This window comes from Streptomyces sp. NPDC050997 (assembly GCF_040660135.1).
In the GTDB taxonomy this organism is placed as follows: Bacteria; Actinomycetota; Actinomycetes; order Streptomycetales; family Streptomycetaceae; genus Streptomyces.
In genome coordinates this window covers 19,641-44,893 of the sequence record NZ_JBFAGK010000009.1, presented here as the reverse complement: position 1 = coordinate 44,893, position 25,253 = coordinate 19,641, and the positions used below count along the sequence as shown (strand labels likewise).

Here is a 25,253-nt window from a genome sequence, read left to right as displayed (position 1 = left end):
ACGGCCCGTCTCCTCACACCGTCAGGAGACGGGCCAGCACCGCCGCGTGGCTCTGTTCGGGGGCCTTGGCGGCGGTCAGCAGCGTGACGGCACCCCGGCCGGTCAACTCACGTACGTGATCGAGGAGTTCGGCCGCCTCGGGAGCGACCAGCTCCGCCTCGTAGCGCTCGCTGAACTCCTCGTAGGACCCCTCGTCGGAGTGGTACCAGCGGCGCAGCTCGGTCGACGGGGTGAGGGCCTTCGGCCACTCGTCGACGCGCGCCGCGTCCTTCGACAGGCCGCGCGGCCACAGCCGGTCGACCAGGACACGTACCCCGTCGTCCGGCTCGGGCGGTTCGTAGACGCGACGGACACGGACGCTCACGGGCGGGCCTTTCTCGGGCGGCGGGCGGTTTTCGGCAGCGTATCGCCGTGTTCCGGTCCGGATGGGTGGGCGCGACGGGACTTGACCCGATCAAGGTCGAGACGGGGAGAGGCGGCCCCTACTCTGAGGCCGTCGGCACCCCCCACCCGTAGGAGCCCGCGTGAGACCGCCTGTCAGACGCCCCGCCGTCCTCCGCCGAGAGGCCGTGCTCGCCACCGTCCCCGTCGCCCTCGCGGCACTGGTCGTGGCCGCCGGACCCGCTTCGGCGAGCACCTTCGGCGCGCCCGGCGTCGGCGACCCCTACTTCCCGCTGGCCGGCAACGGCGGCTACCACGTCGCCCACTACGACCTGACGCTCCGTTACGACCCGGGCAGCCGGCACCTCGACGGCAAAGCGGTGCTCACCGCTCGCGCCACCCAACGGCTCAGCCGCTTCGACCTCGACCTCAACGGGCTGAAGGTCACCGGCCTCACGGTCGACCACGCCAAGGCGGAGTACCGGCGCTACGGCCAGGAACTCATCGTCACTCCGCGCCACACCCTGCGCAAGGGCGAGCGGTTCCAGGTCAAGGTCACCTACGCCGGCGAACCGGCGCCGGTCACCGACCCGGACGGCTCGCTCGACGGCTGGATCCCCACCGACGACGGCGCCTTCGTCGTCGGTGAACCGCAGGGCGCCATGACCTGGTTCCCGGGCAACAACCACCCCAAGGACAAGTCGTCGTACGACTTCACGATCACCGTCCCCAAGGACCGCACCGCCGTCGCCAACGGCGTCCTGCTCGGACAGAGCACCAAGAACGGCAGAACCACCTTCCGTTGGCGCCAGAAGGAACCCATGGCCGCCTACCTCGCCACCGCGACCGTAGGAAAGTTCCAGGTCAAGCAGTACACGACCCGCGACGGCATCAAGGTCTACGACGCCGTGGACCCGCGGGAGGCCGCCGCCGCGAAGCCCGTGCTGAACAAGCTGCCCTCGGTGCTGGAGTGGGAGAGCAAGCTGTTCGGGCCGTACCCCTACCGGGCCGCCGGTTCCATCGTCGACCACGCCCCGAACGTCGGCTACGCCCTGGAGACCCAGACCCGGCCGGTGTACGACAGAGCCCCCGACCTGAGCACCCTCGTCCACGAGAGCGCCCACCAGTGGTTCGGCGACTCCGTCTCCCTCACCTCCTGGAAGGAGATCTGGCTCAACGAGGGTTTCGCGACCTACGCGGAGTGGCTGTACAGCGAGCAGCACGGCGGCCAGAGCGCACAGGACAGCTTCGACGAGCTCTACGAGCTTCCGGCGAGCGACGACCTGTGGGCCTTCCCGCCCGCCGATCCGGGCAGCGGCGCCAACATCTTCGGCGCCCCCGTCTACGCCCGCGGCGCCATGACCCTGCAGGTCCTGCGCACGGCCGTCGGCGACCGGACGTTCTTCCGGATCCTGCGCGCCTGGGCCACGGAACACCGCTACGGACACGGCACGACCGCCCAGTTCGAGCACCTCGCGGAACGACTGTCGGGCAAGAGCCTGGACGCGCTGTTCCACACCTGGCTGTACACGGCCGGGAAGCCGAACAAGCCGTAGCGTGAACGGGATTGCGATCCTGACGAGTTCCTCACAAGTGTCGGCCAAGGTCGAACCATGATCAGACGCAGTCCTTCAGCGGCGCTGCTGGCCGCGTCCCTGCTGCTCACCGGATGCGGCGGGGGCGCGGCGGCGGTTCAGGACCACCGGCCGGGCACCGCCCCGGCGTCGAGCACGCCGCAGGCCCCCGGCCGGTCCTCGCCGCTCCCGTCGTCGCCCGAGACCTCCGTCGAGGCCGCCCCGCGGCAGGTGCCCGGGCTGGGGCCGAAGACGCTGTCCGAGGTCCCCTCCAACGCACGCCAGGCCGTCGTAGTGACCGGACGGGGCGTCAACTCCCCGATGTCCACGGTCGTCCTGTACGAGCGCACCGCGGCCGGCTGGCAGGCCGGCGAGAGCCGGCCCGCGCACAACGCGCTCAAGGGCTGGACCGACCACCACCAGGCCGGTGACCTGCGCTCACCCATCGGCGTCTTCACCCTCACCGACGCCGGCGGCCGGCTCCGCGACCCGGGTACCCGGCTGCCGTACGACCAGGGGAGCGGCTTCACCGCGACCGGCACGGGCTTCGAGGGCGAGCCGCTCGCCGGGTCCTTCGACTACGTGATCGCCATCAACTACAACCGGAAGCCCGGCACGACCCCGCTGGACTGGACCCGGCCCCTCGGCGCGGGCCGCGGCGGCGGCATCTGGTTGCATGTCGACCACGGCGGCCCCACCCACGGCTGCGTGAGCATCGCCGAACAGCACATGAAGGAACTGCTGCGGGCGCTCGATCCCGACCGCCACCCCGTCGTCGTCATGGGCGACGCCGACTCCCTGGCCCGCTGAGTCCGCCGAGGTCTCCCGAACCGCTTAGGATCCGCCGCGTGTGCGCACATGTGCTGGTCGCCGAGGACGACGAGATGCAGGCCGAACTCATCCGCCGGTCCCTGCTGGCGGAGGGACACACCGCCACCGTGGTCCACGACGGCCGGGCCGCCCTCGAAGCGGCCCGCCGGCTCCGGCCGGACCTCGTCGTCCTGGACCTGATGCTGCCGGTGATCGACGGCTTCGGGGTGTGCCGGGTGCTGCGCCGGGACGACGACATCCCGGTCCTGATGCTCACCGCCCGCACCGCCGAGGACGACGTCCTGCTGGGCCTGGAACTCGGCGCGGACGACTACATGACCAAGCCGTACAGTCCGCGCGAACTGATGGCCCGCATCCGCACGGTCCTGCGGCGCAGCGGGCGCGCGCCCGCCGAGCGGCGGGACGAGCCAGCCGTACGGGCCGGGGCGGTCACGGTCGATCCGGTACGGCACGAGGTGCGCTGCGAGGACGTCCCCGTGGAGTGCACGCCGGCCGAGTTCGAGATCCTGCTGGCGATGGCGGGCGAACCGGAACGGGTGTTCTCCCGGCGGCAGTTGCTGGAGGTCACCCGGGGGACCGACCGGGCCTCCACCGAACGGGCCGTCGACGTCCACGTCATGAACCTGCGCCGGAAGATAGAGGCGGACCCACGCCGGCCCGCCCGGCTGTTGACCGTCTTCGGGGTCGGCTACAAGCTCAGCGGCGGCCGCGGATGAGCGGCTGGATACCGCTGCGCAAGCGCCTGCTGGTGCGGCTGCTCATCGCCTCCGGCCTCATCGCGGTGTGCTCCGTCGCGGCGACGGCCTGGCTGGCGGTGGAGACCACCACCCGCGCCCTGCGGGAGGAGCAGGGGCAGGTCCTCGCCGACGACATGGACGTCCTCGCCCGGCTCAGCGGGTACGCCGCGACCCACCCCGACTGGCGGGGCGTCGGGACGACCGTACGGGAGCTGTCCGCCCGGACGGGGCGGCGCATCGCCCTGACCACCGCCGACCGCACCCCCATCGCCGACTCCGCACCACGCGGTACCGCACTGCCGGTGAGCGCCGCCGCCACCGTCGACCCGCTGCGCACCGACACGTTCAGCGAGCGCGGCGCCCAGCTCAGCGGCACCGACCCCCGCGTGGTGGGCCCCTACCGGCTCACGACGGTCGAGCGCACCAAGGTCGACGCCCTGGCCCGGGCACGGCAGCGCTGCTTCGCTCGCTACGGCATCGACCTCAGCCTCAGCCACGCGCCGAGCGGCCGCGCCGTCCTCACCGTGACGGACGGCACCACCGAACCCGGCTACGTGCCGGACGCGTGCGCCGACGGTCTGTTCAACACGCCGACCCCCACCGAGGAGAAGGCGCTGACGGCACTTCAGAAGGGCGCCCGCGGCTGCCTGACCCGGGCCGGCCTGGACTCCGGGGCCCCGCTGTCCCTCGAGGGGAGCGACACCGGCCCGACCCTGCGGGCCCCGACCTACGCGCCCGCGTTCGCCAAGGTGGGGTCCAAGGTCGCGCGCGCGGCCCAGGCCTGCCTCGACGACGCCCGTCGCGTGCAGTTGGACCCGTACGTCGCTCCCGCGGCCCAGCTGTTCCTGGGCGGCGACGGAGACACTCCCGCCGTACGGTTCGACATGTCCCCGGACAACAAGGCCAAGATCGTCGGCGCCGCAGGGCTCGTCCTCGCCGTCACCGTGGCCGTGACGGCGGTGGTCGCCACCCGGCTCGTCCGGCCGTTGCGGGCGCTGACCGAGGCGGCCCAGCAGTCGCCGGAACGGTATGTGCGGGTCCCGGTCACCACCCGGGACGAGACCGGCATCCTGGCCGCCGCCTTCAACGAGCTGACCGAGCGCCGCGAACGTCTGGAGGCCCAACGCAAGGCGATGGTCAGCGACATCGCCCACGAACTGCGCAGCCCGCTCACCAACATCCGCGGCTGGCTGGAGGTGACCCGCGACGGCGTCGTCGACCCGGACCCGGCCCTGCTGGCCGCCCTGCACGACGAGGCCCTCGTCCTGCAGCGGGTCATCGACGATCTGCGCGACCTCGCCGACGCCGACGCCGACGCGTTGCGCCTGCACCCGGAGCCGGTGCGCTGCGACGAACTCCTCGACCAGGTGGCGGCGGCCCACCGCGTCGCGGCCGACGCGGCCGGCGTCTTGCTGCGCACCACCGTGGACGGCACGCCGTGGCTGGACGCCGACGCGGTGCGGATGCGGCAGGCGCTGGGCAACCTGGTCTCCAACGCGCTGCGGCACACGCCCGTCGGCGGCACCGTCACCCTGGCCGCGCGCCGCGCCGACGGCGACGTCCTGCTGGAAGTCACCGACACCGGCACCGGAATCGAGGCCGACGACCTGCCGCACGTCTTCGACCGGTTCTGGCGCGCGGAGAAGTCCCGCAGCCGCCGCACCGGCGGCAGCGGTCTCGGCCTGCCCATCGTCCGCCACCTGGTCGCCGCGCACGGCGGCAGCGTCGAGGCGGCGAGCGAGCCCGGTTCCGGGAGCGTCTTCACCCTGCGGCTGCCGGACGGTTCACCGCGGTAGCGGTCCGTCCGCCGGTCACGGGGCCCGCGGCCCGGTCTCGCCGACCTGTTCAGCACGGATGTGCCGAAGTGGCGGCTGACGCGAGGGCCCGGTGTCGTACGACACCGGGCCCCTTCGTGCGCCTGACCTCACCGCGTCATCCGGAGCGCCTGCGGGCCGCCGTACGCCGCTTGAGCGCACGGCGTTCGTTCTCGCTGGTTCCGCCCCAGACGCCGATCGTCTGTCCGGTGTCCAGCGCCCACTGCAGGCACTGTTCCTGTACCGGGCAGCCTCGGCAGACCGCCTTCGCCTGCTCCTCCTGCACCAGCGCAGGGCCCGTGGTGCCGATCGGGAAGAAGAGATCGGGGTCCTCGTGGCTGCACGCGGCGTGTTCGCGCCAGTTCTCCATGAAAAGTCACCTGCGATCGAAGTCGAACGTGCCCTCGGGGATGCATTACTCGTTTGCGGGTCACCTGTCGATGCGTTGGGAAACAACCGAGTCCTGTGCGACCTCGTGAAGATATGGCGGGGGTTCACTGCTCGCGGATGCCCCAGGGGGAGCCGTACGCGGTGAGAAGGTCGAGGAAGGGGCGGGCAGGGAGGGCCTCCGGGCCGAGGACGCCGGTGCCGGTCCAGGTGCCCGTGGCGAGCAGTTCGAGGGCGACGACCGGATTGACGGCGGTCTGCCACACCACCGCCTGACAGCCGTACTCCGCCATGGACCACTGGTTGTCGACCACGTGGTACAGGTACACCTCGCGTGGCGCCCCGTCCTTGACGCCCCGCACCCAGGTGCCCGCACAGGTCTTGCCGTGCATCCGCTCGCCCAGCGTCGCCGGGTCCGGCAGACAGGCGGCGACGACGTCCCGGGGCGAGACCGCGACCGGCCCGGCGGGGCCCGGCACCGTCACCGGGTCGGTGCGGTCCAGACCCAGCAGGCGCAGTGTCCGCAGCGTCCGGATGAACTCCTCGCCCAGCCCGTACTTGAAGGTCACCCGGCGGGCGTCCACCCAGCGCGGCACCAGCAGCACCTCCTCGTGCTCCACGTTCACGCACTCGACCGGACCGATGCCATCGGGGAAGTCGAACACCTCGGGCTCGCTGAACGGCTCGGTGGTGAACCAGCCTCGGTCGGCCTCGTAGACGACCGGAGGGTTCAGGCACTCCTCGATCGTGGTCCAGATGCTGAAGGACGGGGCGAACTCGTAGCCGTCGACGGTGAGGTTCGCGCCGTCGCGGACACCGATCTCCTCGATCTCGTCGAAGAGTTCGTCGGCCGCGTACCGGGCGAAGACGTCCGACAGACCCGGCTCCACGCCCATCCCGACCAGAGCCAGCGCGCCCGCGACCTCCCACTCCGGCGCCCGCGTGAACTGCTCGTCGCCGAGCTTGACCCCGCACTCCTCGTAAGGGCGCTCGGGGTGCGGCCGGGACAGCGACATCGCCATGTCGACATAGGTCGCGTCGGCGGTACGCGCCGCCCGGAACAGCGGCATCACGAACCGTGGGTCGGTCGCGTTGACGAGGACGTCACAGCTGTGGCGCACCAACAGCGCCGCCACGGCGGCCTCGTCGCCGGCGTCCACGCGCTCGGCCAGGAACCGGGTTCCGTCGTCCCCGAGCGCCGCTACGGCCGTCTCCGCCCGCGTCGGGTCGTGGTCGGCGACCACCATCGCCTCGAAGAACGGCCGCCGGGCAGCGATCCGGGTGATGGCGGTGCCCACACCGCCGGCGCCTACGAGCAGTACACGCATGACAAGAACTCCCTGCCGGTTCGAATGTCGCTGATGTGTCGTCGATGCATCGCTGATGTGCCGGGCCCTGGCGTGGATACGCGCAGATACAACGCCGTACGCTCACACAAGGTCAATGCCGTTGGCATAAGGGTTGGCATAAGAGAGGGAGGCCGGCCGTGGCGCCGAAACCCGTGGTCCCCGAGGAGAGACGGCGCCGGCGCCGGCCCACCAGGAGCGGCACCGTGCTGTCGGAGCGACTGATCGTCGAGACCGCGCTGCGCATGCTGCGCGAGCACGGCAGCGCCGGACTCACCGCGCGCCGCCTCGGCCTGGCCCTGGACGCCGACCCGTCCACGCTCTACCGGTACTTCCGCGGCATGGACGACCTGACGCTGGCGATCGGTGACGCGCTCATCGGCCAGGCCCTCGAGGGCTGGGAGCCGACGGGGGAGTGGCGGTCGGACCTGCGGACCGTCGGGTCGCGCATCCACGCCGCGTACCTGGCGCACCCGCAGGCCGCCCTGCTGACCACGAACCGGGTCACCGGCCGGGCGAACGAACTCGCCGCCGACGAGGCCGTCCTGGACGTCCTCAGAACCGCGGGCTTCCCACTGCCGGACACCGTGCGCGTGTACCACGCCTTCATCGACCAGACCCTCGCCTTCGCCGCCCTGGACGCGGCCTCGCTGACCCTGCCGAGTGCCTTCCAGCACGCCGACGAGGAGATGTGGCGCTCGACGTACGCCCGCCTGCCTCGCGCCACCCACCCCCGCATCGCCGAAGCGGCCCCTCTCCTGGCCACCCGCATGGTGACCAGCGCGTATCCGACGGCCCTGGAGATGCTCCTGGAGAGCGCGGAGGCCAGACTGACGGCGCTGAAGACCCGGCCGCGGCCGGGCGAAGAGGGTCCAGCGCCGCACGCCCAGCATCCCGGCCGGAGATCGTGAATCGCCGACGGCACGCCGTTTTGCGGTGAAGGCGGGGGCTGACAAGGCTGACAGCTGACAAGGGGAGGGGGCGCACAGGATCGCGGCCGGCCGCGCACCTTCGCGGTTCAGGGCGGTGGCTGGCAGCCCGGGCGCGTTGTCGGCCATCAGCCATCAGTCAAGGGCGAAACAGCCAACAGCCAACAGGCCGTCAGGTCGCAGGCCGGTGACCGCTAGCCGCGCAGCGCCTCCGCCGCGGTCGTCGCCACCGCCCTCGCGACCGCGGCCAGTGCCGGTGAGTCGAGCTTCCACTGCTGCCAGTACAGCGGTACGTCGACCACGCGCTCCGGCGCCAGGGGGACGAGGCGGCCCGAGCGCAGCAGGGGCCGTGCCTGTGCCTCGGGCACCAGGCCCCAGCCGAGACCGGCCACCACGGCCTCGACGAAGCCCTCGGAGGCGGGGACGTGGTGCCGTACCTGACTCGCGCCGTGCCGGTCGCCGCGCAGCCCGCGCACGAACGCGTCCTGGAGGTCGTCGTCGCGGTCGAAGACCAGCACCGGCGCCGACGCGAGCGCGTCCGCCGGCGGTCCGCCGAGATGCTGTGCGGCGAAGTCCGGGTTCGCGGCGGCCACGTAGCGCATCCGGCCCAGCGCCCGCACCGAACAACCCGCCACGGGATCGGGTGACGAGGTGACGGCGGCCATCACCAGACCCTCCCGCAGCAGTTCCGACGTGCGGGTCTCGTCCTCGCGGCGCAGTTCGAAACAGAGCCGCGGTTCCTGGGGGACCCGCGTGAGCGCCTGCAAGAACCAGGTCGCCAGGGAGTCCGCGTTCACCGCGATCGTGACCCGGGTGGGCCCCGAGGCACCGCTCATGCCGAGCTCGGCGGACGCGTCCCGCTCCAGCCGGGCCAACTGCCGGGCGAACCGCACGACCACCTCGCCGGACTCGGTCGGCCGCACCGGCTTCGTGCGCACCAGCAACACCCGCCCCGTGCGCTGCTCCAGGGCCTTCACCCGCTGGCTCACCGCCGAGGGGGTCACATGCAGGGCGGCGGCCGCCGCGTCGAACGTGCCCTCGTCCACCACCGCGAGAAGCGTCCGTACCTGGTCGACAGGCAGCTCGGTCATCATCATGACAGCTAATGGTACGTAAGAATCATTAGCTGTACACGCGGTGATCGCTTCCCTAGCGTCGACGCCATGACCGCTTCACTCACCGCCGCGGCCGCCGGCTTCGGCACCGGCCTCTCGCTGATCGTCGCCATCGGCGCCCAGAACGCCTTCGTGCTGCGTCAGGGGGTCCGTCGCCACGCTGTCCTCGCCGTCGTCGGCATCTGCGCCCTGTCCGACGCCTTCCTGATCGCCCTCGGCGTCGGAGGGGTCGGCGCGGTGGTGGTGGCCTGGCCGGGGGCGCTGACCGCGATCGGCTGGATCGGCGGCGCGTTCCTGCTCGGCTACGGCGCCCTGGCCGCGCATCGGGTGTTCCGGCCCGGCGGCACCCTGCGTACGGAGGGGGAGCCGGAGGGCTCGGTCCGGCGCGCGGTGCTCACCTGTCTGGCGATGACCTGGCTGAACCCGCACGTCTACCTCGACACGGTCTTCCTGCTCGGTTCGGTCGCCGCCGACCGTGGCCCGCTGCGCTGGACGTTCGGGTTCGGAGCCGCCCTGGCCAGCCTGTGCTGGTTCGCCGCGCTCGGCTTCGGATCCCGGCTGCTGGGCCGCTTCCTGGCCCGGCCGGCCGCCTGGCGGATCCTGGACGGACTGATCGCCGCGACGATGATCGCCCTCGGCGTCACGCTCGTCGCGGGGACGTGAAGCCCAGATGTCGAGGCACGTCGAGGCACGTCGAGCGGCGTGAAGTCCACAGCCGGCAGGGCCTGTTGTCCACGACCTGAGATATCGCATCCCGAACTCTCGGACGATGCTGCGATAGTGAACCCCGGACCCGATAGGTGTAACAAGCAACCAGGAAGCCCGTGGACACCAGCGAGAGCAGCAGCACCGAACCACAGACGGCCGCCGCGGACGAGGCGAAGCGGCCCCGGAGTGGCTGGCGTCGCTGGGGCATGGACACCCGCCCACTGCGCATACCCGCCTACCGCAGACTGTGGTCCTCGACGATCGTCACGGCCGTCGGCAGCCAGCTCACCGCCGTCGCCGTACCGAAGCAGGTCTACGACATCACCGGGTCCTCGGCCTGGGTGGGCGCCGCGAGCTTCGCCGGACTGCTGCCTCTGATCGTGTTCGCCCTGTGGGGCGGGGCGGTCGCCGACACCATGGACCGGCGCAAGCTGCTCCTGATCACCAACAGCGGTATCGCCGTCACCTCGGTCCTGTTCTGGCTCCAGGCCGTCTCCGGGCTCGACTCGGTGGCCGTCCTGATGGTGCTGCTCGCGGTGCAGCAGGCGTTCTGGGGACTGAACGCCCCGGCCCGCAACGCCTCCATCGCCCGCCTGGTGCCCGAGGACCAGCTGCCCGCCGCCAGTGCCCTCGGCTCCACCGTCATGCAGACCGGACAGGTCGTCGGACCGTTGCTCGCCGGTGTCCTGATCCCCGTCATCGGCCTGCCGGAGCTGTATCTCGTCGACGCCCTGGCGTTGTGCGTCACGGTGTGGGCGGTCTACCGGCTGCCTCCCCTGCCGCCGCTGGCGTCGGCCTCGGCGCGCCGGGCGGGAGTGCGGGAGATCGTGGCCGGGTTCCGCTACATCTCCGCCCACAAGGTGCTGTTGCTGTCCTTCCTCGCCGACATCGTCGCGATGGTCTTCGGCATGCCCCGGGCCCTGTTCCCCCAGCTCGCCTCCCAGACGTACGCCCCCTACGGCGAAGGACTCGCGCTCGGTCTCCTGTTCGCGGCGATCCCCATCGGCGCGGTGGTCGGCGGGCTGTTCTCCGGCACGTTCTCCCGGGCCCGTCGGCACGGCTGGATGGTCATCGGCGCGGTCGTGGTCTGGGGTGCGGCCATCACCGGCTTCGGCCTGAGCGACAGCCTGTGGCTCGCCGTGGTGTTCCTCGCCGTGGCCGGCGTCGCCGACATGGTCTCCATGGTCTTTCGCGGGGCGATCCTGCTGTCCGCCGCGACCGACGAGATGCGCGGCCGGATGCAGGGTGTCTTCACCGTCGTCGTCGCGGGCGGTCCGCGCCTGGCGGACGTCCTGCACGGTGCGGCGGGTTCGGCGTTCGGCGCACGCACGGCGGTCGCGGGCGGCGGTCTCCTGGTGGTCGTCGTCATGCTGAGCCTGGCCTTCGCGGTCCCGGCGCTCCGCCGCTACCGGATCTGAGACCGACGCCCTACAGGCCGCTCCGGCGCTTCAACGCGTACTGCTCCATCAGCTTGCCCCGGGTCGTCTCCAGCCGATGCGCCAGGATCTCGGCCACGGACCGCACCAGGATCATCCCGAGCTGCCGGTCCTCCTCGCACAGTCGGAGCACCGCCGCCGCGTCGAACTCGTACGCGCGCACCGTGCTGAAGGCCTCCCCGCCGAAGTCCCACCGGTACGGCGGGAACAGCCAGGACCAGCCGAGCAGGTCGCCCGCGCCGAGAGTGGCGACCGTCACGCGCTGCTGGGACGTCACCTGCTGGGTCAGCGAGACCGCGCCCGAGCGGATGACCCAGAAACGGTCGGCCGTGCCGCCCGCCTCGAAGATCCGCATGTCCTCGGGGAAGAAGACCTCCCGGGCCAGGGCCATCAGGCGCTCGCGCTGCGGCGGCGGAAGGGCGGTCAGTAGTTTGATCGCTTTGGTCATGGCACGGGGCTCCTCGCCGGCGACGGATTCCGGTTCTTCCCTACGCCCATTTCAGCGGCTCGCGGCGACCCGGGCACCTCGGCGGAGGCGAGAATCGAGCACGGCTTGTGCGGTGGCCGGGCCCCGGGGCATTAAAAAGCCCTGGCTGGACGGGGGAGACCAGCCAGGGCCGTTAATCGATGGGCAGGAGGACGGTACGTCGACTCCATGGCCACCTATTAATGAACCGTAAACCATCCAGGTGGTTACGCGAAGCCGAATGCGGGTCAGGTGACCGGTTTCACTCGACTCTCACTCGTCGCCCCGGGCAACCACCCTGATCGTCTCCAGTGCGGAGTCGGTCGCGTCGGGGAGGTACATGCCCGCGTCCAGTCCGGTACGCAGGTATCGCAGCACCGGCTCCGTCAGCCGCTCGCCGGGCAGCACGGCGGGGATCCCGGGCGGATACGGAGTGATCATCTCGGCCACGACCCTCCCCGCGGCCTCGTCGGTTGCCATGCGGGCCCGGGCTGAACGTCACTTCCCTTCTCTTCGGGGGACCTGCCGGGCGTCAGGATCTCGTCCAGCACCCTGAGCAGACTCTCGTAGACCACGGTCCGCACGGCCGCCTCGCGGGCCCCGTCCGGATCGGTCATGCGAAGGTCCTCACGGCGGGTCCGCCACGCCCGCTCCTCCTCCTCGGCGCAGGCCCGGGCGCGCTGGATGCGCCGCAACAGTTCGCCTGAATCCACCACATCGCTCATGGTGATCGCCTACCCAGCTTCCGTCGCCTGAATGGCCCTGGTCCTCCCGAGACCAGAGGTTTGGCACGCCAGGTACAGGTGAGCCGAAGTAGTGGGATCTGCGGGAACCCTCCCGGCGAGGGGACGAAACCGCTGGGGCGGGGGTCGCAGGAGCCGCCGTGGTCCCGCGGGCGCCGTCCCTGGGCGAGACGTCACCGGCGTGACCGGACCCGACCTCATACCTTCAGCGATCAGGGAGTGAAAGGGATGTGCGAGCAGCACAGGACCGAGTTCGTCCTCGAACCGTTCGCCGCCGAACGGCGGGGCCGTGCTGGACCCTGCAAACCGGCAGAGGCGCGCAGGGCCGTGGAGCGGGCCGTCGTCGAACGCTGCCGTGTCACCGACTGCCCGTGCGACGCGGACGCCCTCTCCGACGCCCTGCTCGTCGTCTCGGAACTCACCACCAACGCGATCCTGCACGGCGGCGGAATCACGGACTTCCACGTCGACGTGGCGGGGCCCGGCGTACGCGTGTCGGTGAGCGACCGCAGTGACCGGCTGCCGGTGGTCGCCCCGCCGACTGACCCGCAGGGGCGTTGGCGCGTCGGTGGCCACGGCTGGCCCATCATCTGTCGGCTGGCACACGACGTCCGGGTGACCGACCTGCCCTCCGGCGGGAAGTGCATCACCGCCGTGGTTCCCCTGTCCTGAACACCTTTCAGGGATCGGAGTTTGGCCCGAGGGGCGCAGGGCAGACGCACATTCGTGCTTCGGACCGGAGGCGCGCCAGCGGGAGCGGTGTAGCTGCTCCGGGGCCCTTCCTGGTCATCCGGACGTGGCGACGACCTTCCCGCGGCAATTCCCTGAACCGACCGCTTCAGGAGCGATTCCGCATGCTCATCGATACTTCGACCACCCGTCCCGGCACGCCCGCTCAGCCGACCTCCCCGAATCGGCGCCGTCACGACGACGCCCCTGACACGGCCGCCCTCTTCATGCGGATGGCCACTTTGGAGGACGGTCCCGAACGGGACGCCGTCCGCGACGAACTCGTCACCGCCTGGCTGCCCATGGCCCACCGGATCGCCGGCCGCTTCCGCGACCGCGGCGAGTCGGTCGAGGACCTGCGCCAGGTGGCCGCCCTCGGACTGGTGAAGGCGATCGACCGCTTCGAACCTGACCGCGGCGCCTTCGAGAGCTACGCCGTGCCCACCATCACCGGCGAGGTGAAGAGGCATTTCCGGGACCGGATGTGGGCGCTGCGCGTGCCCCGCCGCGTGCAGGAACTGCGCAACAAGGTACGAGTGGCGCGCCGCGAACTGACCCAGAACCCGGGCTCCGCCGAGCCCTCGAACTCCGAAGTCGCCGCCCACACCGGGTTGACCGAGGACGAGGTCGCCGCCGGGATGGAGGCCCTCGAAAGCTTCAGCACCCTGTCGCTGGACGCCGAACTCTCGGCCGGCGAGGACGGCTACAGCCTCTCGGACACCCTGGGTGCCTCGGACGACTCGTACGACACCGTCGTCGACCGCGAGTCAGCCAAGGAGGGCCTGCGCAGGCTGCCCGAGCGGGAGCGCGCCATCCTCTACATGCGCTTCTTCGAGGACATGACGCAAAGCCGCATCGCCGACCAGCTCGGCATCTCCCAGATGCACGTCTCCCGCCTCATCACCCGCAGTTGCGCCCGGGTGCGCGACGAGGCGCTGGGGCAGCGGGCCAACGGTCGCGGCTCCGGGGGGCGGGCCGTCTGAGTGGACGAGGAGCCAGACGGATGCTGATGCCCCATCCCGGATTCCTGCGTGCGATCGTCGACGAGTACGAGGCTCTGTCGGCAGAGGAGGCCGCCCGGGTGAGCGAACCGAGCCCGAGGGCGCGTGACCTCGCCTACGCGCTGTGCGTGTCCACCGGCACGCGTGACGTGAGAGTCGCGCTGAAGGCCGCGCGCCGTCTGCTCGCGGCCGTGCCGGAGCCCCAGCGGGCTCGATCGGCCGAATGACGGGAATCCGCTGACGGGAATTCGCGGGCGACGAAGTCGCCGTTCTGAGTGAGCCGGAGCGGCTGCGGGCCGAGGTGCGTGAGGTGCGCACCTCGGCCCGCGGTCGCCCGCTCACCGACCCGGGCCGCGGCATGCCCCAGGGGGCGGTACACGCGGCCCGAGGACGCGACGGTCGTGAGCCCGCGCGGACCCGGACCCGGAACACCACCTCGAACACCACCCCATGCGCCGGGTGTCCCCGCCCATGGCCGGGGCAACCGGCCTTCAGGAGGACCACATGAACACGAGTGCCACGGTGCGCACCGGTCGGATGGGCGCCCGCAGGATGGCGAAGGGCTCGGCGACGGAGAGCGCCGCGCGGGCGGGACTGACCGCGCGGGGCGTCATCTACCTGCTCGTCGGCGTCCTCGCACTGCAGATCGCCTTCGGTGACGGCGAGCAGCAGGCCGACCGCGGCGGCGCCCTCGCCGAGATCTCCGAGAAACCCTTGGGGGCCGTTCTGCTGTGGGCCCTCGGCGTCGGCCTGGTCGGCATGGCCCTGTGGCGACTGTCCGAAGTCGTCTTCGGGTCGCTCGGGCCGGACGGCCGCAAGGCCACGAAACGCCTGCTGTCAGCCGTGCGCTGCGTCTTCTACTCGTTCGTCGCCTACTCGGTGCTGTCCTTCGCCGCGGGCTCGGGCGGCGGCGGATCCAGCGACAAACAGTCCAAGGACGTCACCGCCCGGGCGCTCCAGGCACCCGCCGGGCAGTGGCTGGTGGGCGCGGCCGCCGTCGGGATCGTCGTCGCCGGTGTGTGGATCGCCGGCCGCGCGATACTGCGCAAGTACCACGACAAGCTGAAGCTCGGGGAGATGTCCCCGCGCACCCGCCGGCTGGTGGACGTGACGGGCGTGGGCGGCGGCGCGGCCCGCGGTGTGGTGTTCGCCGCCGCCGGCGGCTACGCCGTACGCGCCGCGGTCGACTACGAACCTGACAAGGCCAAGGGGCTGGACGACACCATCCGCTCGCTCGCCGGGACCCCGCTCGGACCATGGCTTCTGGTCTGCGTCGCAGCCGGTCTCGTGCTGTTCGGACTGTTCTCGTTCGCGATGGCACGCTGGCGCAGGGTCTGAAACCGCCCTACCCGGGGAACCCGCACAGGATGAACGAACCCGAGCTTCCGCCCGACGGCCGGCCCGTGGACGTCTACCTCGGCCTGCTGCGCATCCGCATGGACACCGAGGACTACGACCTGCTGCTCAGCGTGGTCGAACCGGTCCTCAGGGACATCGAGGAAGAACGCATGCCCGCGCTCGACTTCGCGCTCGACGAGGACCGGCCCGGCGGGCTGCCCCAGGAGGTCCGCGACGAGGCCGCCCTGGTCATCGCCACCGCGGTGACCGGCCGGCTGGACAACGAGGTCGTCGAGCTGGACATCGACGACACGGGACCGGTCCGGGTGGTCACCGACGCGGCCACCGCGTCCGATCCGGTGCGCCTGGGCGAGATCGCCGACTACATCCGCGAGCGCCAGCAGATGAACGACGAGCTGCGGGGCATCGCCGAAGCCAGCGACCTGCCCACGGACATCTGACGAACCCGGGGCCGGATCCCGGGTGCCCGAAGCATGTCCCGTCGTCACCGCCGTGGCTCGGCCACCGGAACGCCCAGTGGCCGGGCCAGACCGGCCAGCGTCTCGTCCAGACGCTGCAGATGCCGCAGCACCCGGTCGGTGATCCTGCCGTACCTCGGTGTGCCCGGCACGTCCGGCTCCAGCAGTGAGGCGATGCTCGGCCCGGTCTCGATCTCGACCGCCGCATGCTCGTCGGCGAGACGCGCGGCGATCGCCCCGATGTTGTGCGTGATGCGCCGCCCGGCCCGGCGCAGCCTCGGATCAGCCGCTATCGACGGATGCGTGGGCAGCAGCTCGGCCGTCGCGGCCAGCGAACGCGCGTGATACGCGCAGGTCTCCAGGAGCGCGACGACGTACCGGGCGGTGTCGCGCCGGGCCCGCAGCGGGGTGACGGGGTGGGTGAGCGGATGGGTGGCCGCCCGTAGATCGGCCAGCGCCTGGTCCAGCTCGCGCGCCTGGTCGAGCAGATCGACCGGAGGCCCGCCGCTGAGCTGGTCGACCGCCGTCTCGGTGACGTCCCCGAGCCGGTCCAGAACGGTGACCAGCAGGTCGTTCGTACGGCGGTCGGTGTGCACCGGCAGCACGAACGCCGCCGCCACGATCCCGCAGGCCGCGCCGAGCGCCGTCTCCTCCACGCGCAGCACGAGCACCGAGAAGGTGTAGGTGTGCAGGAGGGTGTACAGCAGCCCCAGCGCCGCGGTGACGAAGAAGGACATCAACGTGTACGACAGGGGCGCGGTGTAGAACATCGCGAAGATGAACACCAGCACCAGCGCGAACGCCGTCCAGGTGTGATGGCCGACCAGGCCCGCCAGCACGATGCCCGCCACCACGCCCAGCACGGTGCCCAGCAGCCGACGGTAGCCCTTGACCAGGATCTCGCCCGTGGACGCGGTGTTGATGAAGACGATCCAGCAGGTCAGCACCGCCCAGTACCAGCGCTGGCTGGAGAGGAACTCACCGCCGACGATGGCGAGCGAGGACCCCACCGCGACCTGGACGGCCGCCCGGGTGGTGGGCCGGCGCAGCCCGGTGGCCTCCTCGTCCTCGCGGACCTCGTCCTCGCCCGCGTCGATCGCCGCGTCCTCGGCGTCCAGCTCCTCCCGCGAGCGGGCCGTCGCAGGGGTGTCGTCCGACTCGTCCTGTGCTCCGCCCAGCGCGATCCGCAGCCCCAGCACCGCGCGGGCGGCCTCGCCGATGCCCCGGAACACGTCCTGGACGACCGTCGGGGCGGCCGGCAGGTTGTCCTCGTCGCGGTAGCCGAGCAGCCGGTTGCGGACATGGGACAGCGCGGTCCCGTTCTCGGACACCGGCCGCAGCACCAGCATCCGCAGTGCGTCCAGATCCCGGCGCAAGGTGGCGGTCGCCTCGTCGCGGGCCGGCAGGGGAGCGCCCGCCGGGACGGGGGCGCCCGGCAGGTGCATGGTCAGGGTGTCGGCCCGCTCGGCGCTGCGCGCGGTCAGCACCAGCAGGCCCAGCCGCTCCGCGGCGATCTCGGCGTCCGCGATCCGGCGTTGCAGCAGCCGGGCCGTGGCCTTGTCGGCGGTGCCGTCCTCCAGCCGACCCTGGATCATCATCGCCGACTCGTGCAGTCGGGCGGTGCCGCCGCGCACGTCCGCCAGGGCCTTCTCCAGCTCGTCGGGACCGGCGTCGAGCAGATCGATCTGCGCGGACACCAACTGGGCCAGCCGGGCCCGGAACGCCTCGCGCAGCCGCTCCAGGATGCCCGCGGGGGTCTCGGGAACGAGCACGAAACGCACCAGCGCGCTGCTCGCGAAGGCGATGGCGATGGCGCCGTACAGCTCCGGCAGGCCGGAGACGGAGGCGCCGACGAACAGGGACAGGAAGTAGACCTGGAAGCCGATCAGGCCGAGCGCCGTGCCGCGGTCGCCGAACCGGCGGCCGTAGACCGCGCAGAAGATGAGGACGACGAAGAAGGCGTCGCCGCCCACCACCCGGGAGCTGAGAACCGCGCCCAGCGTCACGGACGTCAGCGCGACGGGCAGCCCGAGCGCGAGGGTCACGGCCTGTGGCCCGCGCTGCTTCTCCCGGATGGCGAAGGTCGCGACCATGGCGGACATGGCCCCCGCCACCAGATGCGTGATGTCGGAGCCGAGCAGGCCGAGCACCGTGATCGTGAGGGCGATGGCGCCCACCGTTCTGAGGCCGGCGGCCAGTCGCAGCAGTCCGGGATCGGACGCCGCGACGCCGTCCCGTAGTCGTGCCCGGACCGACCGTCCCGCTGCCTTCACGCCGCCGTACTCATTCCCGTGTCACGTCATGATCTCCGGATCAGCATGTCATGACAGGGCGGATCGCCTGCCCCCGGCCTTGTCGCTCCCCTTACCGCCGACCGACCGGCGACTGACCGCCGACCGTCAGGAAACGATCGGCGGTCTGGAATCCTCCAGGTCATGCGGCCCGGAGCGTCACTGCTCCAGCCGTGCCGAGCCCTCGACATGGGCCCGCACCTGTTCCGGCTTCAGATACGAGTCGGTGTACTCGAAGTCCTTCAGCTTGGCGGGCTTGCGGGCCTGGAAGCCGGTGCGGACGAAATCGTCGCCGGCGATCGCGTTGAGCACCCAGTTCGTCATCACCCGGGTCTTGGCGACACCGGTGCGCAACGCCTGCCAGTGGTAGCCGCGCGCCACGGCCTGCGCGGGCATGCCGCGCAGCTCGATGCCGAGGGGCTTGGACACGGCGTCCTTGCCGCCGAGGTCGACGACCAGACCGAGGTCCTTGTGCACGTACGGGCGCAACGGCTGGTCGCGCAGGGCCGCGATGACGTTGTCGGCGACGTGCTTGCCCTGCCGCATCGCGTGCTGTGCGGTGGGCGGGCACATCGCGCCCTCCTCGCCCTTGGCCTCGTCGGGCACCGCGGCGGCGTCGCCGAGCGCGAACACCCCGTCGTGACCCGGCAGGTTCATGTCGGTGGTGACCGCGAGCCGCCCCCGCACGGTCTCCGCGCCGAGCGTGGCGATGAGGGGACTGGCGACCACCCCGGCGGTCCAGATGAGGGTGCGGGTGGGTATCACCCGCCCGTCGGTGAAGGTGACCTCCTCCGGGCCCGCCTTGGCGATGGAGACACCCAGCGAGATCTCGATGCCGCGCCTGCGCAGGATCTCCTGCGCGCTGCTGCCGAGCTTGTCGCCCAGTTCCGGCATCAGCTTCGGGGCGATGTCGATCAGATGCCACTTGATCAGCCCCGGGTCCAGGCGGGGGTAGCGCTTGACGGCGGCGTGCGTCAGACGCTGCAGGCAGGCCGCGGTCTCGGTGCCCGCGTAGCCGCCCCCGACCACCACGAACTGCAGCCGGGAGGCCCGCTCCGCCGGGTCCTGGCTGGCGTCGGCCAGGTCGAGCTGGGAGATGACGTGGTCGCGGACGTAGGCGGCCTCGGCGAGGGTCTTCATGCCGAAGGCGTGATCGGTGAGGCCGGGGATGTCGAAGGTGCGGGTGATGCTGCCGGGGGCCAGCACGATGTAGTCGTACGGCTCGTCGACAATCTTGTCGGTGATGGTGCGGATGACGCAGACCTTCGCCTCCAGGTCCACGCCGATCGCGCCGCCCGGAATGATCCGGGTGCGGTACTTCTTGCTGCGGCGCAGCGAGACGGCGATCGACTGCGGCGTCAGCACGCCGGAGGCGACCTGGGGGAGCAGCGGAAGGTAGAGCTGGTAGGCGAACGGTGTCACCAGCGTGACGTCGGCTTCGTCGGGGGAGAGTTTCCGTTCCAGACGGCGAACGCACTCCACGCCGGCGAAGCCTGCGCCAACCACCAGGATCCTGGGTCGTGTCACGGTGTTCATCCCTTTCTGCGGCTCCAGGCGGTCTGCCTCGAACGCCATTCGCCTGCCCGAGGATCGCTGCTTCGCACCTCATTGATCCCGCCGGGTGCCGACCGTCCCCGCCGACAACGGCAGACAGACGAACGCGTCGATCACCACCATGCCCGCCCGGCCGCCGAAGCGCACCGGGGCGGGACGGAAAGAAGAAGGGGGAATTTCGCGGACGCGACCTCAGGCGGCCAGGTGACAGAGCAGCAGACACACGTCGTCGTCGCGCTCGGAGTCGCTCAGCAGCGGCGTGAGAATCCGGTCCGCCGCGGTGTCCAGGTCCGCGTCCAGCTCCGCCGAGCTGAACGTCCCGAGCGCGTCCGCCAGGCGCTCGATGCCCGGGTCTATGCCCTGTGCGCGCCGCTCCACCAGGCCATCGGTGTACAACGCCAGCGTGGAGCCGGGCACCAGCGGCGCGGTGTGGTCGGCGATCTCCTGCCGCAGCGGGATGCCGAGCATCGCGCCGGGTTTGGCGTCCAGCGTGTGCACCTGCCCGTCGGGGGTACGCAGCACCGGCGGCGGATGGCCCGCCGCCGCCCAGGTCAGGGTGGGGTCGCCGGGCCGGAACCGGGCGATGACCGCGGTGGCGTACAGATCGGGCTGCAGGTGGTGCAGGAACACGTGCAGCCGGGTCAGCAACTGGCCGGGGCTGCCGCCGTCCACGGCATGGGCGCGCAGCGCGGTACGCAACTGGCTCATCATCACGGCCGCGTGCAGACCATGTCCGGTGACGTCGCCGATGACGGTGATCAGGCTGCCGTCGGGCTGCCGGAAGGCGTCGTACCAGTCGCCGCCGATGTTGAGCCCGTGCGTGGCCGGAAGGTAGCGGGCGGCCAGGCTGAGGCCCGGCGTGGTCGGCAGGTCCGTGAGCAGGGCGCGCTGCAGTGTCTCGGCGATGTCCCGGTTGTGCTCGAAGCGCCGGGCGTTCTCGATGGCGATGCTGGCCCGTCTGGTGAGCTCGATCAGCATCACGGCGTCGTCCGGGTCCCAGCTCTCGCCCGGCGGGGACAGGACCAGCACGCCCCACGGCGCGCGACGCGTCGACAGCGGGACGCACAGCAGGGGCCGGGCGGGGTCCAGCGCCGAGGGCGGCTGGTCGTCGACGCCGAGCAGTCCTCCCGGGTGGTCGGCGGCGTACTGGGGGCGCCCGGTGCGGGCGGCGCGCACGGCGGCCGCCGGGTGCGAGGTGGGCCGGTGCCGGTCGTCGTCGCCGTCGAACAGCCAGACGTCGACGCTGCGGGCGTACTCGGGCACCAGCAGGTCGGGCAGCCGGCGCACGATCTCGTCATGGTTGAGGGACGCCGTCAGCACCGCGCTGGCGTCCGCCAGGAACGTCAGCCGGCGCCGGGCGCTCTCCGCCTCGTTGCGCGCCTTGCGTTCGGCGGCGAAGGCCTCCCGCTGGGCGCGTCCCGCGGCGTCCAGTTCGGCGTGCAGGGCGAGCACGCCCTGGTTCGTCTGGTGCAGTTCCTCCCGGTGGAAGGCGACCAGGTCCTCCTGCTCGGTGAGTTTCTCCAGCACCAGCGCGGTGTCCTCGTCGGCGCCGAGCAGGGCCTCCGCCAGGACCGTGGGGTCGTCGGCGACCGTGGCGGCGTCGGCCGCGTCCATCGCGCCGGGGCAGTGGACCGTCATCCGCCACGGAGGCTGCGCGGCGGCGGCACCCGTGCCGTCGGCCGGGGTCACCAGCGCGTGCAGGAGCCCGTCCTCGGCGGGCGCGGCCGTGGCGTCCAGGGTGAGCCGCCAGGTGCCGCCCTTGGTGAGGCACTGCCGCAGTTGCGCGCTGAGCGCGCTGGTCAGGCGGGTGCGGTCGAGAGCGGACACCCCGTACGCGGCGGCCAGCCGGGCGGTGGCGATCCGGGCCCGGGCCGCCTCGACGGCGGTGCTGATCTGCAGACTGTGCGTCATGGAACCTCCGACGGGGCCGGAGCCAGCACCGCCACGGCGGTGTCGTCCCGCACCGGCCGGGCGGAACTGCTCGCGTCACGTAGTGTCACCGCGGCCACGACGGCGGGGTCGGCCGTCAGCAGGTCCGGGTCGGACGGGGGTGTCCAGCGGCTGGGCAGGCCGTCGCTGTGCAGGATCAGCAGCCGGTCGGCCGCCCAGGGCATACGGTCCTCACGCAGCGTGGCGTGCCGGTGGACGCCCACGATCCCGGGCCGTGACAGCAGCGAACGCCAGGTGCCGCCCTCGCGAAGCCGCGCCCCGATGTTGCCGAGGCCGGCGAACCGCAGCACCCCCGCGCGGGTGTCGACCTGGGCCACCGCGACGGCCGCCCCCCTGGTGCCGCGCAGCGCCGAGTCCAGGTGGACCAGCACCTCGGCGGGCGGGAGGTGGGCCGAGCCGTGCAGGGCCCGCGTCGCGGCCGTCGACGCTCGGGCCGCGTCGGGACCGTGTCCCAGTCCGTCGGCCAGCATCAGGGTCAGCCGGTCGCCCGACCGGGCCCACGCCCAGGCGTCGCCCGAGTACTCCGCCCCGGCGAAAGGGATGTTCACCGCGCCGACCCGCACCGCGGCGGCGGGCGCGTCCTCCTTCGCGCGGGTACCGACCCGGGCCAGCGCCACCGTGCCCCGTCCCGGCAGGCTGTACAGGCCGAAGTCGTCCGCTATACGGCGGCACGTGCCGAGCCCGGCGCCCAGGGAACGCGCCGTCGAGTAACCGTCGCGCAGGGCGGCTCGGACGTCGGCCATGCCCTGCCCGTGGTCGATCGCGGCGATCTGCACCATCGGGGCGCGGCTGCCGGGCAGCGGCGGGTCCACGACGTCGATGAGGACCTGCCCGCCCTCGGCGTGCTTGAGCAGGTTGGTCGCCAGCTCGGTCGCCACCAGGGCGGCGGCAGCCGTACGAGGCTCGTCGAGACCCGCCCGGACGGCCGCGTGCTCCGCGGCCACCCTCACGTCACGCACCCGGGTCGAGTCATGCACCGGGATGTCCCACACGCGCGGCATCAGTGCTCCTCACGCGGTCGCGGTACCGCCGCCCAGGAGACCACCGTGACCTTGGTGCCGACCCCCGGAGTGCTGTCGACGGCGAACTCGTGCACCAGCCGCCGCGCGCCGCCCAGCCCCATCCCCAGGCCGCCGCCGGAGGTGTAGCCGTCGCTCAGCGCCCGCTCCAGGTCCGGGATGCCCGGTCCCTCGTCGGAGAAGATCAGCCGCAGCCCGCGGCCCCGCCCGCTGGTGACGGGAGCGGTGTCCAGCTGTCCGCCCCCGCCGTGCACGAGGGTGTTGCGGGCCAGTTCACTGGCCGCGGTGACCACCTTGGTCTGCTCCACAAGACCGAAGCCCAGCAGGCCGGCCGCCTGCCGCACATGCTGTCGCACCCACACCAGATCCATGTCCGAACGGATCGGCAGGCAGGCCTCGACGCCCGCGGCGGTCTGCATCACCGGCTCTCCCGACGCAGGCCGCCGGAGCGGGTGTCCGGATCGAGCCCGGTGAGGAGGTTCATCGCGGCCTCGGTGGTGAGCGCGGTGCGCAGCCCCGGCAGCGTCAGCCCCAGCTCCACCAGCGTGATCGCGACCGCCGGCCGCATACCGGCCACGACGGTCCGCGCGGCCAGCAGCCGGGCGTTCGCCGCGATCTCGGCCAGCACTCGCCCGAGGAACGAGTCGACGATCTCCACCCCGGAGATGTCGATGACCACCCCGGTCACCCCGGTGCTGACGATGGTCTCGCCGATGTCCTGCTGCAACTGCTGTGCCGTGCTGTCGTACAGATCCCCCTGGAGAGTGACCAGGAGGATGTCACCGAGCCGCAGGACCGGCACATGCCCCGTGACGGGGCGGGAGAAGTCGTGGCTCACCGTGAACCCGCACCGCCGGGCGTCGCGTCGACGATGTCGGCACCCAGCTTGTGCAGGGTGTACGCCAGGGCGTCGGCCAGGCTCGCGCGGGTGATCACGTTGCCCAGGTCCAGGCCCAGATGGACCATGGTCTGCGCGATCGCCGGACGGATCCCGGAGACGACACATTCCGCGCCCATCAGCCGGGCGGCCGCGACCGTCTTCATCAGGTGCTGGGCCACCAGCGAGTCGACCGTGGGCACACCGGTGATGTCGAGGATCGCGAACCGGGCGTGCTGGTCGACGATGGCCTCCAGCAGCGTCTCCATGACCACTTGGCTGCGGGCACTGTCGAGGGTTCCGATCAGCGGCACGGCCACGATGCCGTCCCACAGTTTGATGACCGGCGTGGCCACCTCCATCAGCTGCAACTGCTGTCGCTCGATCAGGGCCTGCCCCTCGCTCAGCGCCGTCTCCAGCACCACCAGCCGCAGGGTGCCCATCAGCACGGTCAGCGCGGTGGTGCACTCCCGGACCCGGTCGGAGTCCTCCTCGGGGAGGTCGGCGAGCAGCAGGTTCTCGACCGGCGGACGCAGCGCGTTGACGTCGTTCGACACCTGCGCGGTGGTGAAACCGGCCCGGGAGCGGGCCGCGCCCATCCGCGACAACTGCTCGCGCACCACGGTGAATCCAGCAGCGTCGGGATCGTGCACCTGGTCCGTGTCGGCGACCTGCGCCAGCGCCTCGATGACGATCCTGCCCGCTTCCACCGCCTCGTCCCGGGAGACGGTGAACACCGTCCGGAAGAGGGGTTCGTCGGCCCACCGCTGGGCGATCTGCTCGGTGCGAAGACGCAGGAAGTCCCCCACCTCCCGCGACGGCGATCCGTGCTGTCCTACCGTTTCGTGCTCCGGCACCTGTATTGCTCCTCGGAGTGCTCGTCGTCGTGTTGTCGAACCGAACCCGCTGGAGGCGACGAGACGGCGTGGTGACCCTGCCGGGCGACCACTGTAACCATGCCCCCACCTCGTATGACACCTCGTCCCGGGACAAGCGGTCAGGTGGGTCGACAAGCGTGTCGACGGCCCGTGGACTGCCCTTCGGATCAGGTCTGTCGCCCGCTCTGCTCGACCCGCACGTCCTCGTCAGGCTGGTAGGCGTCGGCCCGGGAGAGCGCCTCGTCGAGGCTCTCGGACACCGGAACCGTGATGCTCACGCCGGTCAGGTCCAGGATCCGCCGTACCGCGGGCGTGGGGGAGATGATGTGCACGCTCCCCGGTATGCCGCGGGCCTCCTGGTACACCCGCAGGATGATGTTCATGCCGGACGAGTCCATGAACGGGACGGACGACAGGTCCAGTAGGAAATGCCGTCGGCCGTGGTGGAGTTGATTGGCCAGGTGATGCTGGAACTCCGTCGCGGTGTCTACGTCCAAGTAGCCCTCGACCGAGATCAGGGCGACGTCCTCCCGGGGCAGGGTGACCTCGACGGACAAGGGGTTCTGGGCATTGGACACGAGTACCTCCACAAATGCTTACGGCCAGGGCTGGTTACCCCTGTGTGCGGCTTCGATGCACACCGATTCCGGCGGTGTCCGGTGATCAAACT

Annotated in this window: 25 protein-coding genes and 2 pseudogenes; 12 read left to right on the top strand and 15 right to left on the bottom strand. The window is 71.6% G+C overall.

The genetic code is table 11. The annotated features are described in order from the left end of the window. Nucleotides 1–13: 13 nt before the first annotated feature. The gene (locus AB0H86_RS21440; RefSeq protein ID WP_362440794.1) at nucleotides 14–364 is read right to left on the bottom strand and encodes a DUF488 family protein; all 351 of its coding nucleotides are present in this window, start codon (nucleotides 362–364) and stop codon (nucleotides 14–16) included. A 160-nt stretch (nucleotides 365–524) separates the two neighbouring features. Between AB0H86_RS21440 and AB0H86_RS21435 the strand changes: the two genes are divergently transcribed. From AB0H86_RS21435 to AB0H86_RS21420, 4 genes are read left to right on the top strand one after another with little or no spacing between them, the layout of a single operon-like run. Further along, nucleotides 525–1,937, top strand: coding sequence for a M1 family metallopeptidase (locus AB0H86_RS21435; protein ID WP_362440791.1), 1,413 nt, complete (start codon nucleotides 525–527; stop codon nucleotides 1,935–1,937). Between the two features lie 57 nt (nucleotides 1,938–1,994). Then, on the top strand, nucleotides 1,995–2,765 hold the full coding sequence (locus AB0H86_RS21430) for a L,D-transpeptidase family protein (protein WP_362440788.1): 771 nt from the start codon (nucleotides 1,995–1,997) through the stop codon (nucleotides 2,763–2,765). A 38-nt stretch (nucleotides 2,766–2,803) separates the two neighbouring features. Then, nucleotides 2,804–3,502 carry a response regulator transcription factor gene (locus tag AB0H86_RS21425; RefSeq protein WP_362440785.1) on the top strand — a complete coding sequence of 233 codons (699 nt, stop codon included), beginning with the start codon at nucleotides 2,804–2,806 and terminating at the stop codon, nucleotides 3,500–3,502. Continuing rightward, a complete protein-coding gene (locus tag AB0H86_RS21420) occupies nucleotides 3,499–5,319 on the top strand; it encodes a HAMP domain-containing sensor histidine kinase (protein ID WP_362440782.1) in 1,821 nt (606 codons plus the stop codon). Before AB0H86_RS21425 ends, AB0H86_RS21420 begins: the two co-directional genes overlap by 4 nt. Nucleotides 5,320–5,455: 136 nt before the next feature. On the opposite strand, the gene AB0H86_RS21415 is transcribed toward AB0H86_RS21420, so the two are convergent. Further along, nucleotides 5,456–5,707, bottom strand: a complete 252-nt coding sequence (locus AB0H86_RS21415; RefSeq protein WP_362440780.1) for a WhiB family transcriptional regulator — start codon at nucleotides 5,705–5,707, stop codon at nucleotides 5,456–5,458. Between the two features lie 124 nt (nucleotides 5,708–5,831). Beyond that, complete coding sequence (locus AB0H86_RS21410; RefSeq protein WP_362440777.1) at nucleotides 5,832–7,052, bottom strand: saccharopine dehydrogenase C-terminal domain-containing protein; 1,221 nt, start codon at nucleotides 7,050–7,052, stop codon at nucleotides 5,832–5,834. Between the two features lie 158 nt (nucleotides 7,053–7,210). Between AB0H86_RS21410 and AB0H86_RS21405 the strand changes: the two genes are divergently transcribed. After that, nucleotides 7,211–7,981 (top strand): TetR/AcrR family transcriptional regulator, encoded by a 771-nt coding sequence (locus AB0H86_RS21405; protein WP_362440774.1) that lies wholly within the window; start codon nucleotides 7,211–7,213, stop codon nucleotides 7,979–7,981. A 212-nt stretch (nucleotides 7,982–8,193) separates the two neighbouring features. Here the strand turns inward: AB0H86_RS21405 and AB0H86_RS21400 are convergent, their stop codons facing one another. Further along, nucleotides 8,194–9,093, bottom strand: coding sequence for a LysR family transcriptional regulator ArgP (locus tag AB0H86_RS21400; RefSeq protein WP_362441556.1), 900 nt, complete (start codon nucleotides 9,091–9,093; stop codon nucleotides 8,194–8,196). A gap of 69 nt (nucleotides 9,094–9,162) precedes the next feature. Here AB0H86_RS21400 and AB0H86_RS21395 point away from each other — a divergent pair, with 69 nt between their 5' ends. Both AB0H86_RS21395 and AB0H86_RS21390 read left to right on the top strand, forming a co-directional pair. Then, complete coding sequence (locus tag AB0H86_RS21395; protein WP_362440771.1) at nucleotides 9,163–9,777, top strand: LysE/ArgO family amino acid transporter; 615 nt, start codon at nucleotides 9,163–9,165, stop codon at nucleotides 9,775–9,777. 161 nt (nucleotides 9,778–9,938) lie between these two features. Then, the gene (locus AB0H86_RS21390) at nucleotides 9,939–11,240 is read left to right on the top strand and encodes an MFS transporter (RefSeq protein WP_362440768.1); all 1,302 of its coding nucleotides are present in this window, start codon (nucleotides 9,939–9,941) and stop codon (nucleotides 11,238–11,240) included. 10 nt (nucleotides 11,241–11,250) lie between these two features. On the opposite strand, the gene AB0H86_RS21385 is transcribed toward AB0H86_RS21390, so the two are convergent. The 3 genes and pseudogenes from AB0H86_RS21385 to AB0H86_RS21375 form a co-directional block, all read right to left on the bottom strand. Beyond that, entirely contained in the window at nucleotides 11,251–11,706 is a 456-nt protein-coding gene (locus tag AB0H86_RS21385; protein WP_362440765.1) for a cyclic nucleotide-binding domain-containing protein, read from the bottom strand. A 291-nt stretch (nucleotides 11,707–11,997) separates the two neighbouring features. Further along, a pseudogene (locus AB0H86_RS21380) lies at nucleotides 11,998–12,189 on the bottom strand (ornithine decarboxylase); the annotation flags it as partial. Nucleotides 12,190–12,236: 47 nt separating this feature from the next. Further along, a pseudogene (locus AB0H86_RS21375) lies at nucleotides 12,237–12,449 on the bottom strand (hypothetical protein); the annotation flags it as partial. A gap of 246 nt (nucleotides 12,450–12,695) precedes the next feature. Here AB0H86_RS21375 and AB0H86_RS21370 point away from each other — a divergent pair. The 5 genes from AB0H86_RS21370 to AB0H86_RS21350 all read left to right on the top strand — a co-directional run bounded on the left by AB0H86_RS21370 (nucleotide 12,696) and on the right by AB0H86_RS21350 (nucleotide 15,996). Then, nucleotides 12,696–13,139 (top strand): ATP-binding protein, encoded by a 444-nt coding sequence (locus AB0H86_RS21370; protein WP_362440763.1) that lies wholly within the window; start codon nucleotides 12,696–12,698, stop codon nucleotides 13,137–13,139. Nucleotides 13,140–13,321: 182 nt separating this feature from the next. Beyond that, nucleotides 13,322–14,179, top strand: coding sequence for a SigB/SigF/SigG family RNA polymerase sigma factor (locus tag AB0H86_RS21365; RefSeq protein ID WP_362440760.1), 858 nt, complete (start codon nucleotides 13,322–13,324; stop codon nucleotides 14,177–14,179). A gap of 20 nt (nucleotides 14,180–14,199) precedes the next feature. After that, nucleotides 14,200–14,424 carry a DUF5133 domain-containing protein gene (locus AB0H86_RS21360; RefSeq protein ID WP_362440757.1) on the top strand — a complete coding sequence of 75 codons (225 nt, stop codon included), beginning with the start codon at nucleotides 14,200–14,202 and terminating at the stop codon, nucleotides 14,422–14,424. 277 nt (nucleotides 14,425–14,701) lie between these two features. Next, nucleotides 14,702–15,535 carry a DUF1206 domain-containing protein gene (locus AB0H86_RS21355; RefSeq protein ID WP_362440754.1) on the top strand — a complete coding sequence of 278 codons (834 nt, stop codon included), beginning with the start codon at nucleotides 14,702–14,704 and terminating at the stop codon, nucleotides 15,533–15,535. Nucleotides 15,536–15,564: 29 nt separating this feature from the next. After that, nucleotides 15,565–15,996, top strand: coding sequence for a hypothetical protein (locus AB0H86_RS21350; protein WP_362440751.1), 432 nt, complete (start codon nucleotides 15,565–15,567; stop codon nucleotides 15,994–15,996). Between the two features lie 44 nt (nucleotides 15,997–16,040). Here the strand turns inward: AB0H86_RS21350 and AB0H86_RS21345 are convergent, their stop codons facing one another. From AB0H86_RS21345 to AB0H86_RS21310, 8 genes are all read right to left on the bottom strand, one after another. Beyond that, the gene (locus AB0H86_RS21345) at nucleotides 16,041–18,287 is read right to left on the bottom strand and encodes an FUSC family protein (RefSeq protein ID WP_362440748.1); all 2,247 of its coding nucleotides are present in this window, start codon (nucleotides 18,285–18,287) and stop codon (nucleotides 16,041–16,043) included. Between the two features lie 177 nt (nucleotides 18,288–18,464). Beyond that, nucleotides 18,465–19,841: an NAD(P)/FAD-dependent oxidoreductase gene (locus AB0H86_RS21340; protein WP_362440745.1), complete on the bottom strand. Its 1,377-nt coding sequence runs from the start codon at nucleotides 19,839–19,841 to the stop codon at nucleotides 18,465–18,467. A gap of 210 nt (nucleotides 19,842–20,051) precedes the next feature. After that, nucleotides 20,052–21,770: a SpoIIE family protein phosphatase gene (locus tag AB0H86_RS21335; RefSeq protein ID WP_362440743.1), complete on the bottom strand. Its 1,719-nt coding sequence runs from the start codon at nucleotides 21,768–21,770 to the stop codon at nucleotides 20,052–20,054. Next, nucleotides 21,767–22,810, bottom strand: coding sequence for an ATP-binding SpoIIE family protein phosphatase (locus AB0H86_RS21330; RefSeq protein ID WP_362440740.1), 1,044 nt, complete (start codon nucleotides 22,808–22,810; stop codon nucleotides 21,767–21,769). Before AB0H86_RS21330 ends, AB0H86_RS21335 begins: the two co-directional genes overlap by 4 nt. Next, nucleotides 22,810–23,247 carry an anti-sigma regulatory factor gene (locus AB0H86_RS21325; RefSeq protein WP_362440737.1) on the bottom strand — a complete coding sequence of 146 codons (438 nt, stop codon included), beginning with the start codon at nucleotides 23,245–23,247 and terminating at the stop codon, nucleotides 22,810–22,812. Before AB0H86_RS21325 ends, AB0H86_RS21330 begins: the two co-directional genes overlap by 1 nt. Then, the gene (locus AB0H86_RS21320; protein WP_362440734.1) at nucleotides 23,247–23,666 is read right to left on the bottom strand and encodes an STAS domain-containing protein; all 420 of its coding nucleotides are present in this window, start codon (nucleotides 23,664–23,666) and stop codon (nucleotides 23,247–23,249) included. The genes AB0H86_RS21325 and AB0H86_RS21320 overlap by 1 nt, the downstream gene beginning before the upstream one ends. Beyond that, nucleotides 23,663–24,562, bottom strand: a complete 900-nt coding sequence (locus AB0H86_RS21315) for an STAS domain-containing protein (protein ID WP_362440731.1) — start codon at nucleotides 24,560–24,562, stop codon at nucleotides 23,663–23,665. The genes AB0H86_RS21320 and AB0H86_RS21315 overlap by 4 nt, the downstream gene beginning before the upstream one ends. A 188-nt stretch (nucleotides 24,563–24,750) precedes the next feature. Beyond that, entirely contained in the window at nucleotides 24,751–25,161 is a 411-nt protein-coding gene (locus AB0H86_RS21310; protein ID WP_362440728.1) for an STAS domain-containing protein, read from the bottom strand. Between the last annotated feature and the right edge of the window lie 92 nt (nucleotides 25,162–25,253).

Bases quoted from the DNA above. Each gene is read 5' to 3' on its own strand.
- AB0H86_RS21430 (WP_362440788.1), top strand. From the start codon at position 1,995: ATGATCAGACGCAGTCCTTCAGCGGCGCTGCTGGCCGCGTCCCTGCTG.
- AB0H86_RS21420 (WP_362440782.1), top strand. From the start codon at position 3,499: ATGAGCGGCTGGATACCGCTGCGCAAGCGCCTGCTGGTGCGGCTGCTC.
- AB0H86_RS21415 (WP_362440780.1), bottom strand. From the start codon at position 5,707: ATGGAGAACTGGCGCGAACACGCCGCGTGCAGCCACGAGGACCCCGAT.
- AB0H86_RS21410 (WP_362440777.1), bottom strand. From the start codon at position 7,052: ATGCGTGTACTGCTCGTAGGCGCCGGCGGTGTGGGCACCGCCATCACC.
- AB0H86_RS21400 (WP_362441556.1), bottom strand. From the start codon at position 9,093: ATGATGACCGAGCTGCCTGTCGACCAGGTACGGACGCTTCTCGCGGTG.
- AB0H86_RS21395 (WP_362440771.1), top strand. From the start codon at position 9,163: ATGACCGCTTCACTCACCGCCGCGGCCGCCGGCTTCGGCACCGGCCTC.
- AB0H86_RS21385 (WP_362440765.1), bottom strand. From the start codon at position 11,706: ATGACCAAAGCGATCAAACTACTGACCGCCCTTCCGCCGCCGCAGCGC.
- AB0H86_RS21370 (WP_362440763.1), top strand. From the start codon at position 12,696: ATGTGCGAGCAGCACAGGACCGAGTTCGTCCTCGAACCGTTCGCCGCC.
- AB0H86_RS21365 (WP_362440760.1), top strand. From the start codon at position 13,322: ATGCTCATCGATACTTCGACCACCCGTCCCGGCACGCCCGCTCAGCCG.
- AB0H86_RS21360 (WP_362440757.1), top strand. From the start codon at position 14,200: ATGCTGATGCCCCATCCCGGATTCCTGCGTGCGATCGTCGACGAGTAC.
- AB0H86_RS21355 (WP_362440754.1), top strand. From the start codon at position 14,702: ATGAACACGAGTGCCACGGTGCGCACCGGTCGGATGGGCGCCCGCAGG.
- AB0H86_RS21350 (WP_362440751.1), top strand. From the start codon at position 15,565: ATGAACGAACCCGAGCTTCCGCCCGACGGCCGGCCCGTGGACGTCTAC.
- AB0H86_RS21340 (WP_362440745.1), bottom strand. From the start codon at position 19,841: ATGAACACCGTGACACGACCCAGGATCCTGGTGGTTGGCGCAGGCTTC.
- AB0H86_RS21335 (WP_362440743.1), bottom strand. From the start codon at position 21,770: ATGACGCACAGTCTGCAGATCAGCACCGCCGTCGAGGCGGCCCGGGCC.
- AB0H86_RS21330 (WP_362440740.1), bottom strand. From the start codon at position 22,810: ATGCCGCGCGTGTGGGACATCCCGGTGCATGACTCGACCCGGGTGCGT.
- AB0H86_RS21325 (WP_362440737.1), bottom strand. From the start codon at position 23,247: ATGCAGACCGCCGCGGGCGTCGAGGCCTGCCTGCCGATCCGTTCGGAC.